Consider the following 16392-nt stretch of genomic DNA (forward strand, 5'->3'; position numbering starts at 1 on the left):
AAGGTAATCTGTGTAACATGTTGTTCACAACTGGTCATCGGTCACCGTTTAGACACTTATCAAGGGAGTTGATATGTCAAGCGAAGCGACACCTAATTTGGTGGTTCGTTCTATATCAAGTATTGAGCTTTATCAGTTTTGCGAATTACTGATGGAAGCAGCAAGTTGGTTCGAATCAAGAGGCGAACCGCTTTGGAAATTTCATCAAATTACACCACATTCTTTACTTGCTAATCATCGTTTAGATGAAATGTACATGGGGTATATTGCAGGCAAACCTGTAGCAGCCATGATTCTAAATAATCGTAGTGGTGCAATTGAGGTAGAAGCCGAAGTAAGACGTGAAAGCTTGTTTATGCACAAACTTACGGTTAACCGGGATTTTGCAGGAAAAGGGCTGGCTAAACTAATGGTTGATTGGGCCCGCTGTTATGCTTTAAACCAAGGGTTCACGCTACTTAGCCTTATATGTAATTGTAGAGATGAACGTCTACGCTGGACGCTTAGTCAATTTGGTTTTGATGAAGTAGAGCAGCTTAACGCGCAATATCAATTGCAACGCTATTTTTGTTTAGACCTTGATCGCTGTAGCGTTCCCTTAGAGAACATGCCAGTTGAGAGCATTGGCTTCGAATTTACTGGTCTAAACGAAGTAAAACCAGTGCTGGGCTAACTGCTGGTGTTTTGTTTAAAGGCTTTAGCTAAAGGTACAGGGCGTTGGTTACCGTTATCACACTCAACTTAAAGCCCTTAAATTAGCTCTTGTTGGTTATGCAAAAAATTTAGACTCTGGAGATGTTGAAGTCGTCGCAGAAGGAGAAGAAGCTAAACTTCTTGAGTTGTTGTCCCATCTTCATCAAGCATCTCCGTATGCGGCGGTGCAAGAAGTTAAAACGCTAAAGATGTTACCAATAGAACAGCTTAGCTACTCAGGTTTTAATACTTACTAGAACTAAAAAGGCGCTTATTAGCGCCTTTTTATGTATTACATTACTCGCATACCTGGTTGAGCACCTTCTCCAGGGCTCAAAATCCAGAGGTCTTTTCCACCAGGGCCTGCAGCAAGAACCATTCCCTGAGACTCTCCAAAGCGCATCTTACGAGGTGCTAGGTTAGCGACCATAACGGTTAGCTTACCTTCGAGATCTTCTGGTGCGTAAGCTGACTTAATACCTGCAAATACTTGGCGAGTTTCGCTACCAATATCCAATTCAAGGCGAAGTAGCTTTTCCGCTTTTTCTACATGTTCAGCTTTAACAATGCGAGCGATACGTAGATCTATTTTTGCGAACTCATCGAAACTGATGGTATCAGCTATGGGTTCAATCTCGCTGTTAGTTTTGCTTGCTGGCTTCTCTTCTTTTGGCGCTGCGGTAGCGCTAACCAAGTTATCTTTAGAAGCATCAACCATTGCCTCTACATGTTTCATATCAATGCGCTGCATTAATGCTTTAAAGCTTTGGATTTCATGATTAACTAGGGTGTTATTTATGTCAGCCCACTTGAGTTCTACATTTAAGAATTGCTCAACTTTGTCTGCTAGCTTTGGCAGCACTGGCTTCAAGTAAGTGATTAACACACGGAATAAATGAATCCCCATTGAACATACTTGGTGAGCACGTTCTAAGGTTTCTTCATTTTTGGCTAACTGCCATGGTGCTTCTTCTGCGATGTATTGGTTTGCTTTATCGGCTAACGCCATAATTTCTCGCATTGCTTTACCAAACTCTCGGCCTTCGTATAAAGCTGCGATGTTTGCTTCAGCTTCGACAAATTCGTCTAATAAAGCTTGGTTGCTTACCACTGGAGACAGCGTGGCGTTAAAGCGTTTACTAATAAATCCAGCGGTACGGCTAGCAATGTTAATTACTTTGCCTACTAAGTCTGAATTAACACGTTGCGCAAAATCTTCTAAATTTAGATCTAAGTCGTCAATTCTATTGTTTAACTTAGCAGCATAGTAGTAACGCAAGTACTCTGGGTCTAAATGGTCAAGATAAGTGCGGGCCTTAATAAATGTGCCGCGTGACTTAGACATTTTTGCGCCATTTACGGTTACATAACCGTGGGCATACACGCTGCTTGGTTTGCGGAATCCGGCACCTTCTAGCATGGCTGGCCAAAATAGGCTGTGGAAATAGATAATGTCTTTGCCGATAAAGTGATAAACCTCTGCGTCAGAGTCTTTGTTCCAATAATCGTCAAAGTTTAAATCATCGCGCTTGTCACACAGGTTTTTAAAGCTGCCCATGTAGCCAATCGGAGCATCTAGCCAAACGTAAAAGTATTTATCTTCTGTATTTGGAATTTTAAAGCCAAAGTAGGGCGCGTCACGGCTAATATCCCACTGCTGAAGGCCTTGCTCAAACCACTCGTTAAGCTTGTTAGACATTTCTTCTTGTAACGAACCAGAGATTGTCCAGTCTTTTAGCATGTCTTGAAATGCTGGTAGATCAAAGAAGTAGTGCTCTGAGTCTTTAAGAACTGGCTCGGCACCAGAGATTACAGACTTAGGTGACAGTAGATCTGTTGGGCTGTAAGTAGCGCCACAGTTATCACAGTTATCACCGTTTTGATCTTCGCTTTTACATTTAGGGCAAGTGCCTTTTACGAAGCGATCTGGCAAAAACATGTTTTTCTCTGGGTCAAACAATTGAGAAATTGTTCGAGTTTTTATGTGACCCGCTTGATTAAGCTTGTTGTAAATCTCTTCCGATAGCGCTTGGTTTTCTGGGCTATGAGTAGAATGATAGTTATCAAACTCGATGTGGAACTCGTTAAAATCTGCACTGTGTTCAACGTGAACCTGGTTAATCATTTCTTCAGGTGTAATGCCCATCTGCTGAGCTTTCAGCATGATCGGTGTACCGTGCGCGTCGTCTGCACATACATAGGTACACGTGTTACCACGTAGCTTTTGGAAACGAACCCAAATATCTGTTTGTATGTATTCGAGTAAGTGGCCTAAATGAATAGGACCATTTGCATAAGGTAAGGCACTGGTAACCAGAATTTTACGTTGTTCGTTTGTCATGTGATCTACTGTTAGCTCAGTCAATTAACGGGTAATTCAAGGGTGCCAATATTACCTTAAGCGGCAAGTGATGCCTAGTATCCTAACGCTTGCCTGAATAACTTATAGGTAATTAAGTTGAAAAATATTGTTAGGCGCCATTCGCATAATGACTAATGGGTATATTGCACCTATAATTGCGGCAAAAGAACTAGGTTATTTCTATGCAAAATCAAGATCATAATATCGTAGTAATTGGGATCTCTGGGGCGTCGGCTTCTGGTAAAAGTTTATTTTCTCAAACCATTGTAAACGATATTCGCACCGAGCTAGGTGATAGCTGCATTGCAGTAATTAACGAAGATAGTTACTACAAGGACCAAAGCCACATAACGCCTGAACAGCGTAAGCAAACTAACTATGACCATCCTAAGTCTATGGATCATGATTTATTGGTTGCCCATTTAAAGCAGCTTAAAAGCGGTGAGTCCATCGAACAGCCCCAATACAGTTATAAAGTTAATAACCGTATGGCAGAAACCAAGACGGTAGCACCTACAAAAATCATCGTATTAGAGGGTATTTTGTTATTCACGGATCCTGCAATTCGTGAGCAGTTGGATATCAGCATTTTTGTAGACACACCTTTAGATATTTGTTTAGCAAGAAGAATCCAACGGGATGTAAAAGAACGAGGCAGAACTTTGGATTCTGTGTTGTCTCAATATCACAATACTGTTCGGCCTATGTTTCTTCAATTTGTAGAACCCTCTAAGCAATATGCTGATGTGATTGTTCCAAGAGGTGGTAAAAATCGAATCGCTATCGATATTATTAACGCCAAAATTCGTGACTTGTTGGCCTCTAATTAGCGGGTTAACTAAACACTGCCAAAACAGACTAGATAAGTAATAAAAATATAAGTTTTAAATTATCATCAATAATTAAGCACATACTTACTCAACAGCTTTGTAAATAGGGAAGATTATGAAAAAGTTGCTCTATGTTGTCGCAGCCCTGATTGTTTTATTGGTTGTCGGTGTTGTCGTCGCGGTATCAATGGTAAATACCGACGATATTAAAGCGCTTTTGGTAGAGAAAACCAAAGAATCAACCGGAAGAGAACTAGTGATTGATGGGGATTTAGCTTGGCGCTTCTTCCCTAGTATTGGCTTTGAACTTGGTAGCTTGCGCCTGCGTGACAACCCTGAATTTGGTGACGGTGATACTGTTAGTATCACAGGAGCTGAAATGTCAGTGGCCTTGATGCCTTTGTTTAGTAAAAGCATTGAAGTGGGGGATATCTCAGTTCGAGGTTTGGCCTTACGCTACCAAACTAAAGCAGATGGAACAACCAGTCTTGACGACTTAACCCAGTCTAAAGAAGCCGAACCTGCTTCAAGCGAACCTAAAAGTACTGAAGAGTCCTCTGGCGCATCGGCTGCCGGGTGGAGCGTTCGATTAGCTGGTATCGAAATTGTTGATGCTAATGTTGAACTCATCGATTTAACGCTAAACAAAACTCAAAAGTTAGGTCCTGTTAACTTTACTTTAGACGGTTTAGAACTAGGTGAAGATAACGGTTTTAGCCTTTCATTAAAGTTTGATGATGGCGAAATGTTGGTAGAGCAACAGGCAACAGGTTTGTTATTCATAGCCGAAGACTTTAGCCGAATTGCCTTAAGCGATGTTAGTAATGGCTTGAACTTACAAGGCAGCGCTATTCCAAATGGTGCAATGAATGTTCAAACTGATTTAGCGCTGTCTTACACAGTAGCAAGCAAAACAGCAGAGCTTTCTAAGCTGGCAGTAGATATTGATGGCAAAACGCAATTAGTTGGTACCAGCAGCGTAGTGCTAAATAGCATACCTAGTATAAAGTTCGATTTAAATATTCCATTACTCGATACCTCCAACTTTATTAGTGAGTCGTCTGCAAGTAGCAATACAACTGATGATGCAAACGCTTCAAGCGAGGCGCCTGGCCAAGAACAAGAGCCTGATTTAACCGTTTTGAAAACGCTCAATTTAGACGGCACTCTTACAATAGATAAATTACAACATCAGAAGCTCCACATAGAGGACATCAAACAACAAGTTCAGATTAAAGACGGAATTCTACGTTTAAAAGAGTTAAGCGCAAACTTGTACGATGGACGCTTAGAGAGTAACGCGGTGATTAACGGCCAAAAGCCAGTGGCTAGTTACTCAATGACTGCTAAATTAAATGGGGTTCAAGCAAGGCCCTTGTTAAGTGATGCTGCTGACTTTGATTTTGTTGCAGGCGGGCTAAACGTAGATCTTGATGTTAAAGGCACTGGTTTAACGCCTACCGCCATTAAAAAGAAGATATCTGGTCCAATAAACGCTACGTTTACCGATGGCGCTATCTATGGGGTTAACATTCCGCAAATGATCCGCTCTGCTAAGGCTACTATTAAAGGCGGTGATAAGCAGCAAGCGCAGCAAGAGCAAAAAACAGATTTTAGTGAGTTGGTGATAATCTCCACCTTAGGTAAATCCTTAGCTAAGGTAAATAAGATGCAAATGTCTTCGCCTTTGTTACGCATTGACGGTACTGGTCAAACTCACTTGATTAATGAAAGCTTGGATTTCACTTTTATTACCAAAGTGGTTGCTAGCCTAGAAGGGCAAGGTTCTAAAAATGACTTAGCTGGCTTGGATATTCCGATTAACGTAAAGGGTAGCTGGACTGAGCCAAAAGTTAATTTAGACATGAAAAAATTGTTTGAAGGTCAAGCTAAAGAAGCGGTTAACAAGGAACTTAAAAAAGCCTTGGGCGACAATGAAGATAGTAAGAAGTTACTGGATAGCCTAGGCGGCTTCTTCAACTAGATGGTAAAAGGCACTTTAGGTGCCTTTTTTATAAGGGATATATGTGAAAAAACTTGTCGGTGTTAAATCGGTGCTGGTTATTTGTATGGGGAATATTTGTCGTTCAACCACTGCAGAAGCCGTACTGCGAGCTAAATTTAAACAACAAAAACTGAAAATCAAAGTTGATTCAGCAGGCACAACGGATTATCACAAAGGTGATAAACCTGACCCTCGTGCAGTAAGAATTGCTGAAGAAAAGGGCTACAGTTTTAAAGGTATTCGCTCACGCAAAGTATTAGATAAAGACTTTGCTAAGTTTGATTTGATTTTGGCATCCGATAAGAAAAACCTAAGCTATTTACATAAGCATTGTCCTGAGCAATATGCGCATAAATTGGCCTTGATTTTACCTTTTGGCGGGGTAGAGCTGGAAGAAGTGCCTGATCCCTATTACGGCAGTGTGCAGGGCTTTAAGCAAGTTTTAGCAATGATAGAGCAAGCAAGTGATGGCATTGTGGAAAGGGTGAAAGCTTAGGTTTGTTTAGTCATTCCTAAGTAAATAAAAAGGCCAGCAATTTGCTGGCCTTTTTTGTACAACTTATTTGCAGCCTACAATTCTGGCTTGCTCATAGGGCTCTGCGCAGATGTACTAGAACTAGTAGATTGAACACGTCGTGACCCAACTGTTACGGGCTTACGTACGTAAGGTTTTTTAACTACTTCTTCTGGCTGGCTAGGCGTTGCAGCAACAGGTGCTGGTTTTGCCATAGCAGCTGAAGCGTTACCTTTACCTTCAACTTTGCTAGGTTTTAGCTTACCGCGATTGCTGCGTTTAGGTTTCACTTCGGCTTTAACCGCATCAAGCTTAAAGTCTTCGGCTTTAGCTTCAACTACCGGTGCTTCAGCTTTAGTTTCAACTGCTGGTGCTTCAGCTTTAGTTTCAACTGCTGGTGCTTCAGCTTTAGTTTCAACTGCTGGTGCTTCAGCTTTAGTTTCAACTGCTGGTGCTTCAGCTTTAGTTTCAACTGCTGGTGCTTCTACTTTAGTTTCAGCAACAGGTGCTTCAGCTTTAGTTTCAACTGCTGGTGCTTCAGCTTTAGTTTCAACTGCAGGTGCTTCAGCTTTAGTTTCAACTTCAGGCGCTTCAGTTTTAGTTTCAACGGCAGGTGCTTCAGCTTTAGTTTCTACAACAGGTGCTTCAGCTTTAGTTTCAACGGCAGGCGCTTCAGCTTTAGTTTCAACGGCAGGTGCTTCAGCTTTCACTTCTGCTTCTGCTTCTGGATAGCGAGAATCGATAGCTGCTTCTTGAGCGTTGGTCTCTGCTTTTGGCAAGTCATTAAAGCGTTTACGGCCTGCGCTGCTTGATGAGCGACGACGACGTTTAGGCTTTGGTGCTTCCGAGTTATCGCCGGTTTTAGCCACTGGAGTTTCAGTTTTTGGAGAAGCTACTTCTGCTTTTTTAGATACTGGTTTTTCAGCAACTGGCTGTTCAGCAGTATGTTCAGCAGCTGCTTCGTTGGTTTTCTCAGCTTTTACTCTTACTTTTTTACGCAAGTTACGACGTTCTCTACGCTCTTTAACTTGCTGTTCTTTTGGAGCATGTTGCTTGGTTTGAGACTTAGTTTCTTGAGTAGTCTCATTTTCAACTTTTTCTCTAGCAGGTTTGTTACGCTGATCCTTGCGGCGGCGGTTGCTATTAGAACCTTCGTTGCGATCGCTGCGTTCTTTTCGCTCTGGGCGTTCTTGGCGCTTGTCGTTGCGTTTGTCATTACGTTGATTATTGCGACGATTATTACGCTTATCACGCTGATTGTTCTTGCTGCGTGTTTGTTTCTTTGGCGCTGGCTTTTCTTCGCTAGCAAACATGGCACTAAAGAATGCAACAATACGTGCGATTAAAGAAGGCTCTGCAGCACTCTTAACAGGCTTGGCTGCTTTGGCTGGGGCGCTAGGCGCAGCAGGAGCACTAAAGCCCTGCAAAACTGGCTGCTCAGCTTCAATTTTTTCTTTAGCCACTTGGTTAGGTTGATAAACCGGAGATGGGTTTTCAGCAGTAAGCTGGTAGCTAGTCTCTTGAGTTTCTTCACCATTTCGAATACGAGTAACGTCGTAGTGAGGTGTTTCCATATGTTGGTTAGGAATGATCACTAATCGAACGTTATGGCGCTTTTCAAGCTTGTTGATTGCTACACGCTTTTCGTTAAGCAAGTAAGCTGCTACTGGCACAGGAACTTGAGCATGAACTTCAGAGGTATTTTCTTTTAGCGCTTCTTCTTCGAATAAACGAAGGATAGACAATGCTAGAGACTCGTTATCGCGAATAGTACCTTGTCCGTTACAACGTGGACAAATATGAGTGCTCGACTCACCTAATGACGGACGTAAACGTTGACGAGACATTTCTAGTAGGCCGAAGCGAGAAATGCGACCAACTTGAACGCGAGCGCGATCTTGACGAACAGCTTCACGGAAGCGGTTTTCTACTTCGCGCTGGTTTTTAACTGGCGTCATATCGATGAAGTCGATAACTACTAGACCACCTAAGTCGCGTAAGCGAAGTTGACGAGCAATCTCGTCTGATGCTTCTAGGTTGGTTTGAAGCGCGGTTTCTTCAATGTCTCCGCCCTTGGTTGCGCGAGCCGAGTTAATATCAATTGAAGTTAAGGCTTCGGTTGGATCGATAACAATTGAACCACCCGATGGAAGACGAACTTCGCGTTGGAAAGCAGATTCAATTTGCGATTCAATTTGGTAGTGGTTGAACATCGGCACTTCGCCTTCGTAACGTTTTACACGGTTTACGAAGTCAGGACGAACCAGCTCGATGTGCTTTTTAGCTTGCTCATAGATAGTTTTATTATCGATGAGGATCTCGCCAACATCGCGACGTAAATAGTCACGAATTGCTCGAACAATTACGTTGCTTTCTTGGTGGATAAGGAAAGGTGCTGGCTTAGACTCTGCGGCATCGGTAATTGCACCCCAGTGATTAAGCAGTACTTTTAAGTCCCACTGAAGCTCTTCAGCCGATTTACCCACGCCAGCTGTACGAACGATTAGCCCCATGCCGTTAGGCAATTCTAGGCCGTTCATTGCTTCTTTAAGCTGAGTGCGTTCATCGCCTTCGATACGACGAGAAATACCGCCTGCACGAGGGTTGTTTGGCATTAATACTAAATAACTACCGGCTAAGCTGATGAAAGTCGTTAGTGCAGCGCCTTTGTTGCCACGTTCTTCTTTATCGATCTGAACAATGACTTCTTGGCCTTCTTTAACCACTTCTTTGATGCTTGGACGTCCTTGATAGACGTAGCCTTCTGGGAAGTATTCGCGAGCGATTTCCTTCATTGGAAGGAAGCCATGACGCTCTGCGCCGTAGTCAACAAATGCAGCTTCTAAACTAGGCTCTACGCGAGTAATTTTGCCTTTGTATATATTTGCTTTTTTCTGTTCGTGACCAGGACTTTCTATGTCTAGATCGTATAGCCTTTGGCCATCGACCAATGCAACGCGCATTTCTTCTAGCTGCATTGCATTAATTAACATTCTTTTCATTTATGTTGCCTTGGGGTTTGTTTGATTTAAACAACCTCATGGGCAGCAATTAACCTGCCTTAAATGGCCAGACCCTGTGTTTATTGTCAGAGCGTCTAGGTAACCTCGCGGTTAGCTTCTCTAGTCCTTAGGGCGCATTTTGGCGCTTGTATAAATATGAGTCCCGCAAACTGTGCTTGCCGAACTTTACAATCTATTCTATATAGCTTTGATTTAAGGCAAATAATTGTGATTGCCTATCAGGTTGCTATGAAAATTCTTAGTTTCGATAGCGCCAAAATTTACAAATTAATGGGCTTCGAATACGGTGCCAAATAAGGAAAACCTTTAAAAACGGGCACTTTAAGCCTTACAAATATAGCAAAGCTATATTTTTCCATCAAATTATTTATGAGCATGTTACAATTTTTGCTATGAATACCGAAAATAAAGCAGTTCAGATGGTCACGGTTAGTGACGACGAGGCTGGACAAAGAATAGATAACTTCCTACTAAAACGGCTAAAAGGGGTACCTAAAAGTCGTATTTATCGCATTTTGCGCAAAGGGGAGGTTAGGGTTAACAAAAAGCGAGTTAAACCAGAATACAAAGTTCAGGCTGATGATGTAGTAAGAATTCCGCCGATTAGAGTTTCGGAAGAAACCGGTTTGCCGTCTAACAAGCTCAATCAGGTTGTTCAGCTAGAACAGCAAATAGTTTATGAAGACGACTGCTTGTTAGTTCTGAATAAACCTTCTGGTATGGCGGTGCATGGTGGCAGTGGTTTAAGTTTTGGAGTTATTGAAGCTCTGCGCTCGCTACGTCAAGATTGTCGTTATCTAGAACTAGTTCACCGAATAGACCGAGATACCTCCGGATTATTGGTTGTCGCTAAAAAGCGCAGTGCATTGCGTGACATGCATCGGCAGCTGAGAGAAAAGGTTGTTCAAAAAGACTATCTAACTTTAGTGCATGGCCAATGGCCAAAATCGGTTAGGTCGGTTGACGCGCCATTACGTAAAAATGCTGTGTCGTCAGGTGAAAGAATGGTGATTGTTGATCAAACAGAAGGTAAACCTTCGCTTACTCGTTATCGAATAGAGCGAAGATACGCTGACATGACTCTGATGAAAGCCAGTCCGGTGACTGGTAGAACGCATCAGATTCGTGTGCACAGCCTTTACGAAGGCCATAGCATTGCTGGTGACGACAAATACACAGATAAAGAACTATTGGCCGCTACCGAAGCGAAAGGTTTGAATCGTTTGTTTTTGCATGCATGGCAAATTCGTTTTGAACATCCGGCTACGCAAAAAGAGATGCATTTAACCGCGCCGTTAGAAGAAAGTCTTCAACGCTTTTGTGATCAGCTTGATCCTCTTTAGTAGGGTTTGAGATAAAAGGAGCTTAGCTCCTTTTATGTTTACTAACTTAATAGCTCAAAATCTTGGCTTTCTAATAAGCCACATAGTTTTATTAATGGAAGGCCAATCAAACTGTTCGGGTCGTCACCTTTTAAGTGCTTGAATAACACAATGCCAGAACCTTCACTTTTAAAGCTTCCAGCACAGTTGTAGGGTTGTTCGATTTGCAAGTAACGTTCAATGAGGCTGTCGGAGAGCTCTCTAAAGCCCACTTCGAAGGTGTCTATTAAACTCTGCATCTGTTTTGTTTCACTATTATATAGCGCGAGCCCTGTATAAAAGGTAATTGCTTGTCCGCTTGCTGCTTTAAGTTGCTTAACAGCATTTTGATGGTTGCCGGGTTTCCCAACTATTTCTCCGTTAATGCAGCAAACCTGATCAGAACCTATAATCAGATTTTTAGGAAACTCTGTTTTTCCTGCAAGTGCTTTTTGTTCGGCTAAACGTAATACCAACAACTCTGGCGTTTCTTTAGGTTTTGGTGATTCATCGATATCTGGATTGAAGCAATCAAATGTTGGGCAAACTTTTTCTAATAGTTGTTTTCTGTAGGCAGAGCTTGAGGCAAGAATTAGTCGATTTTTCATCGTTTTTTAACCAAAATTAACAGTCTGCTGATTTTAAACGCAATCTTTAGCGATAGCGATGCTTTAAAGGCAGGAAAAAAGCACAAATTGTTTTGACTATCACTGAGTGTAACTATATTATGCGCGCCTTATGCAAAAAGTGAAATTACCAGTAGAGATTGACCCGTTTAAGACGGCTAAGCGAAAGTTAGATTATGAGGGCTTCCTCGAGATCAAACGATTGCCTCGTTTTAGCGATGCAACCTTGAAAGTGAATAGTGATGTAGACGTCTGGTTGCGCTTTGGAACTGATCCGCAAGGTTTAGTTGTCGTTCAAGGCAAAGCGTTAACTGAGGTGGAGTTAGAGTGCCAACGTTGTAGTGAAACTTTTAGTTATGCTATTAATGTTGAGTTTACTTACTCGCCAGTCTGCGATGAATCGCAAGTGGAAGAGTTACCAGAAGATTACGAACCACTGCAACTAAATGAAGACAACTACTTTTTAGTAGCTGAATTGATTGAAGACGAATTGTTATTAGCGTTGCCAATCATACCTAAACATTCTTTAGAGGATTGTAAGGTTCAGCAAAACGAACAAGTATTTGGTGAAATCGACGTTGTAGAGGAAGAATCTAAACCAAATCCGTTTGCAGTGTTACAAAGTTTAAAAAAGAAAGACTAGGAGACTGGGTCAATGGCTGTTCAGAAAAGTAAAGTTACACGTTCAAGACGTGGCATGCGTCGTTCACACGATGCTATCGAAAACAATGTTGCATTAACAACTGACGCTACTTCAGGTGAGCTTCACCGTCGTCACCATGTTACTGCTGACGGTTACTACCGCGGTAACAAGGTAATCAACAAGTAAATTTTTGCATTTTGCAAAAACTTACTATTGCAGTTGATGCAATGGGGGGCGATGTTGGCCCCTATGTTACAGTGCCTGCCGTTGCGCAGGCACTTAACTATTACCCTCATTTGCATGTTACCTTAATTGGCGACAAGCACTTTATTAACTCCCTGTTAATAGAGCATCAAATTTCTCAGCATCCGCGCTTAGAGTTTGTTCATTCCAGCCAAGTTGTCTCTGCCAACGACAAACCGATTACCGCTTTACGTTCTCGTAAACAATCATCAATGCGTTTAGTCCTAGATCTTGTTCACCAACAGCAAGCTGATGCCTGTGTTAGTGCAGGAAATACCGGTGCCTTAATGGCTATGGCCAAAGTTGTGCTAAAACTTTTGCCCGGTATAGAACGCCCTGCGTTAGTGACTCATTTACCTGAAGAAAACGGCCAGGGTAGTTTACTGCTAGATTTAGGCGCTAACTCTAGTTGTGATTCAGAGGTATTAATGCAGTTTGCGGTAATGGGAGCGTCTTTAGCCGAAAGCGTATGGGGCTTAACTAAACCACGTGTTGCATTGTTGAATATTGGTGAAGAACAAATAAAGGGCAATGACGTTGTAAAACAAACAGCGCAACTTCTTGAAAACTCAAGCGCGATTAATTACATTGGCTTTGTTGAGGGGAATCAGATATTTAGTGGTAAAGCTGACGTAATAGTATGTGATGGTTTTGTAGGCAATATTGCTCTCAAAACTGCTGAAGGGGTTTCCCAGCTAATACTTGCAAAACTAAAGAAACAGTTTGATGTAAACTGGTTTGCTAGATTTATTCTCAAACTGTTTTTGCCGAGTCTTAAATCTCAACTAAAACAACTGAACCCCGACCAGTATAATGGCGCGAGTCTGTTAGGATTGCGCGGCATTGTAATTAAGAGTCATGGACATGCCGATGAAAAGGCATTTTTGCAAGCTATTCACCAAGCCGTCGCAGAGATACAACAGCAAGTGCCAGGTCGTATTACCGACAAACTTGAATCTTTATTAATTGATAAGCATTAAGTCTTTTATGTACTCAAAAATATTATCTACAGGTAGTTATCTGCCAACAAATGTAAGAACTAACTCAGATCTTGAGCAAATGGTAGAAACCAGTGATCAATGGATTACTGATCGTACCGGTATTAAAGAACGCCGTATTGCAGGTAATAACGAGTCTGTTGCTGATATGGGCGCATTTGCGGCTGAGTTAGCGATTAAAAGAGCAGATATCGACAAAAACGATATTGGCCTAATTATTCTAGCAACCACCTCAAGCGAGAATGCATTTCCTGCCGCTGCGTGTGAGGTTCAAGCAAAGTTAGAGCTTCCGGGTGTGCCTGCTTTTGATATTGCAGCGGCCTGCGCTGGCTTTACCTATGCTTTAAGTGTTGCCGACCAGTATATAAAGAGTGGCTTGGTTAAAAAAGCACTAGTCATTGGCGCTGATAAGCTTTCACATATGTGCGACCCAGACGATCGCTCAACCATTATTTTATTTGGTGATGGTGCAGGTGCAGTGCTTTTAGGTGCTAGCGAAGAACCAGGCATATTGTCTACTCATATTCATGCAGATGGCCGTTATGGCGATTTGTTAAAACTACCTCATCCTCAACGTGGAATGTCGGGCACCGAAATGGAGTCTTACATGACGATGAGTGGAAATGAGGTATTTAAAGTAGCGGTAACCCGTTTAAGTGAAATTGTCACAGAAACCTTAGCAGCAAACGGTATTGAAAAAACAGAATTAGATTGGTTAGTGCCACACCAAGCTAATTTCAGAATTATTAAAGCTACAGCCAAAAAACTCGCTATGCCACTTGATAAAGTAGTGCTTACTTTAGACAGGCATGGCAATACTTCGGCTGCCTCCGTCCCCATTGCTTTAGACGAAGCAGTAACAGATGGGCGTATTCAACGAGGCCAGCTAGTATTACTAGAAGCATTTGGTGGTGGTTTTGCGTGGGGCAGTGCCCTAGTTAGATTTTAATTATTAGGATAGATGATGAGTAAATTAGCATTTGTTTTTCCAGGACAAGGCTCACAAAGCGTTGGCATGTTAGCCGAGCTTATTAGTGAGTATCCGGTAGTTGCTGATACCTTTAAACAAGCCTCTGAGGTGCTAGGTTATGATTTGGCAGGTTTAGTTGCCAACGGCCCAGCTGAAGAGTTAAACGAAACCAGCCGTACTCAACCCGCGTTATTAACCGCCTCTGTGGCTTTATGGCGTTTATGGAACGAGCTAGGGGGCAGCGCACCCGCAGTATTAGCAGGACACAGTTTAGGCGAATACTCGGCATTAACTTGTGCTGGAGTGTTAGAGTTTGCTGATGCACTTAAGTTAGTGGAATATCGCGGTCAGTTAATGCAAAAAGCCGTACCAGCCGGAGTGGGTGCAATGTCTGCAATCATTGGCTTAGGCAATCAAGAAATCATTGACGCTTGTGAGAAAGCTGCCCAAGACCAAGTAGTAACAGCGGTTAACTTTAACTCACCTGGTCAAGTGGTTATCGCGGGCCATAAAGAAGCCGTAGACCGAGCTAACGTATTATGTAAAGAAGCTGGTGCTAAGCGAGCATTGCCATTGCCGGTAAGTGTGCCTTCTCACTGTGCTTTGATGCAGCCTGCGGCTGACGAATTAGCGGGTTACATTGAGGGTATCTCTTTTTCTGAGCCAAAATTCGATGTTATTAATAACGTAGACGTAGCAATAGAACGAGATGCTAAAGCAATTAAGCTTGCACTAATTAAGCAACTATATAGCCCAGTACGTTGGACTGAAACCGTTGAAGCAATGGCTACTCGCGGTATCGAAACCGTTTATGAGTGCGGCCCGGGTAAAGTACTTAGTGGCTTAGTTAAGCGGATCCACAAGCCATTAGTTGCAGCAGCAATTAATGATACAACTTCTATAAAAACTGCTTTAGATAATAAGTAACGAGGAATTTTCAATGTCTCTACAAGGTAAGGTTGCCTTAGTAACTGGCGCAAGCCGTGGTATTGGCCGTGCAACGGCTGAAACTTTAGTTGCTCGCGGCGCCACTGTTATTGGAACTGCTACTTCAGAGAAGGGCGCCGAAGCCATTGCTGCCTATTTAGGAGAAAATGGTACTGGTTTAGCCTTAGACGTAACGTCTAGCGATTCTATTGCTCAGCTGTTTGCTGATATCAAAGCTAAATACGGCGATATCGATATTCTTGTGAACAATGCCGGTATTACCCGTGACAACTTATTAATGCGTATGAAAGACGACGAGTGGGAAGATATTATCAATACCAACTTAACGTCTATTTTCCGTTTAAGCAAAGCGGTATTGCGTGCAATGATGAAAAAACGCAATGGTCGCATTATTAGTATTGGTTCTGTTGTTGGCACCATGGGCAACGCAGGCCAAGCTAACTATTCTGCTGCCAAAGCAGGCGTATTAGGTTTTACTCGTTCATTGGCGCGCGAAGTGGCTTCTCGTGGGATCACAGTTAATGCGATTGCTCCTGGTTTTATTGAAACAGATATGACGCGAGCACTTGACGATAATCAGCGTGGTGCTATCTTGTCGCAGGTGCCTATGGCGCGTTTAGGTGATGCTGAAGAAATCGCCAAAACGGTTGCTTTTTTAGCAAGCGACGATGCTGCCTATATTACTGGTGAAACTATTCACGTTAATGGCGGGATGTACATGGTTTAAGCAGCGGCTTAAAAAATGTGCAAAAAATTGATAGATCGCAAGTTTTTTATAAAAATAACTACGAAAAACGTGGTTAGACCACTACGGTTAGACTTGCAAAGTAATTCGGTTTGAATACACTATCGCAACAACGCAGAAGCGTATTTACTAAGGAAAAATATTGTCATGAGTGCAATTGAAGAACGTGTTAAAAAAATCATCATCGAGCAACTAGGTGTAAGCGAAGACGAAGTTAAAAACGAAGCTTCATTCGTTGACGATTTAGGTGCTGACTCTTTGGATACAGTTGAATTGGTTATGGCTTTAGAAGAAGAATTCGATACTGAAATCCCTGATGAAGAAGCTGAGAAAATCACTACTGTTCAAGCTGCAATTGATTACGTTCTAAATAATCAAGATTAATAAAAAAGTGGGCGGCATCAGTCGCCCATTTTGCATCCCCCTAAGAT

15 protein-coding genes and 1 pseudogene are annotated in these 16392 nt (G+C 42.3%); 13 read left to right on the forward strand and 3 right to left on the reverse strand.

What is annotated here, in order from left to right:
* Positions 1–73: 73 nt before the first annotated feature.
* Together OV592_RS10065 and OV592_RS10070 are read left to right on the forward strand one after the other, a co-directional pair.
* A complete protein-coding gene (locus OV592_RS10065; protein WP_152784690.1) occupies positions 74–673 on the forward strand; it encodes a GNAT family N-acetyltransferase in 600 nt (199 codons plus the stop codon).
* A 91-nt stretch (positions 674–764) separates the two neighbouring features.
* Positions 765–950 (forward strand): annotated as a pseudogene (locus OV592_RS10070) (acylphosphatase); the annotation flags it as partial.
* A gap of 35 nt (positions 951–985) precedes the next feature.
* Here OV592_RS10070 and metG read toward each other — a convergent pair.
* Positions 986–3034 carry a methionine--tRNA ligase gene (gene metG / locus OV592_RS10075; protein WP_406611288.1) on the reverse strand — a complete coding sequence of 683 codons (2049 nt, stop codon included), beginning with the start codon at positions 3032–3034 and terminating at the stop codon, positions 986–988.
* A 203-nt stretch (positions 3035–3237) separates the two neighbouring features.
* Here metG and udk point away from each other — a divergent pair, with 203 nt between their 5' ends.
* The 3 genes from udk to OV592_RS10090 all read left to right on the forward strand — a co-directional run bounded on the left by udk (position 3238) and on the right by OV592_RS10090 (position 6386).
* Positions 3238–3885, forward strand: coding sequence for a uridine kinase (gene udk / locus OV592_RS10080; protein ID WP_016401799.1), 648 nt, complete (start codon positions 3238–3240; stop codon positions 3883–3885).
* A 115-nt stretch (positions 3886–4000) separates the two neighbouring features.
* Positions 4001–5869 carry an AsmA family protein gene (locus OV592_RS10085; RefSeq protein WP_406611289.1) on the forward strand — a complete coding sequence of 623 codons (1869 nt, stop codon included), beginning with the start codon at positions 4001–4003 and terminating at the stop codon, positions 5867–5869.
* A 43-nt stretch (positions 5870–5912) separates the two neighbouring features.
* Positions 5913–6386, forward strand: coding sequence for a low molecular weight protein-tyrosine-phosphatase (locus OV592_RS10090; protein WP_249483158.1), 474 nt, complete (start codon positions 5913–5915; stop codon positions 6384–6386).
* A gap of 74 nt (positions 6387–6460) precedes the next feature.
* Here the strand turns inward: OV592_RS10090 and rne are convergent, their stop codons facing one another.
* A complete protein-coding gene (gene rne, locus OV592_RS10095) occupies positions 6461–9406 on the reverse strand; it encodes a ribonuclease E (protein ID WP_406611290.1) in 2946 nt (981 codons plus the stop codon).
* Positions 9407–9819: 413 nt separating this feature from the next.
* Between rne and rluC the strand changes: the two genes are divergently transcribed.
* Positions 9820–10770 (forward strand): 23S rRNA pseudouridine(955/2504/2580) synthase RluC, encoded by a 951-nt coding sequence (rluC, locus tag OV592_RS10100; protein ID WP_406611291.1) that lies wholly within the window; start codon positions 9820–9822, stop codon positions 10768–10770.
* 41 nt (positions 10771–10811) lie between these two features.
* Here rluC and OV592_RS10105 read toward each other — a convergent pair whose 3' ends face one another.
* Positions 10812–11396 (reverse strand): Maf family protein, encoded by a 585-nt coding sequence (locus OV592_RS10105; protein WP_406611292.1) that lies wholly within the window; start codon positions 11394–11396, stop codon positions 10812–10814.
* A 130-nt stretch (positions 11397–11526) separates the two neighbouring features.
* Between OV592_RS10105 and yceD the strand changes: the two genes are divergently transcribed.
* The 7 genes from yceD to acpP all read left to right on the forward strand — a co-directional run bounded on the left by yceD (position 11527) and on the right by acpP (position 16345).
* The gene (yceD, locus tag OV592_RS10110; RefSeq protein WP_016403345.1) at positions 11527–12057 is read left to right on the forward strand and encodes a 23S rRNA accumulation protein YceD; all 531 of its coding nucleotides are present in this window, start codon (positions 11527–11529) and stop codon (positions 12055–12057) included.
* A 12-nt stretch (positions 12058–12069) separates the two neighbouring features.
* Positions 12070–12243: a 50S ribosomal protein L32 gene (gene rpmF, locus OV592_RS10115; protein ID WP_016403344.1), complete on the forward strand. Its 174-nt coding sequence runs from the start codon at positions 12070–12072 to the stop codon at positions 12241–12243.
* Positions 12244–12254: 11 nt separating this feature from the next.
* Positions 12255–13280 (forward strand): phosphate acyltransferase PlsX, encoded by a 1026-nt coding sequence (gene plsX / locus OV592_RS10120; protein WP_406611293.1) that lies wholly within the window; start codon positions 12255–12257, stop codon positions 13278–13280.
* Between the two features lie 7 nt (positions 13281–13287).
* Positions 13288–14247 carry a beta-ketoacyl-ACP synthase III gene (locus OV592_RS10125; protein ID WP_016403342.1) on the forward strand — a complete coding sequence of 320 codons (960 nt, stop codon included), beginning with the start codon at positions 13288–13290 and terminating at the stop codon, positions 14245–14247.
* Positions 14248–14262: 15 nt separating this feature from the next.
* A complete protein-coding gene (gene fabD / locus OV592_RS10130; protein ID WP_016403341.1) occupies positions 14263–15195 on the forward strand; it encodes an ACP S-malonyltransferase in 933 nt (310 codons plus the stop codon).
* Between the two features lie 13 nt (positions 15196–15208).
* On the forward strand, positions 15209–15943 hold the full coding sequence (gene fabG / locus OV592_RS10135; protein WP_016403340.1) for a 3-oxoacyl-ACP reductase FabG: 735 nt from the start codon (positions 15209–15211) through the stop codon (positions 15941–15943).
* 165 nt (positions 15944–16108) lie between these two features.
* Positions 16109–16345, forward strand: coding sequence for an acyl carrier protein (gene acpP / locus OV592_RS10140; protein WP_016403339.1), 237 nt, complete (start codon positions 16109–16111; stop codon positions 16343–16345).
* The last annotated feature ends 47 nt before the right edge of the window (positions 16346–16392 follow it).

Origin of the sequence: Agarivorans sp. JK6 (assembly GCF_045277145.1) — a bacterium.
Classification (GTDB): Bacteria; Pseudomonadota; Gammaproteobacteria; order Enterobacterales; family Celerinatantimonadaceae; genus Agarivorans; species Agarivorans albus.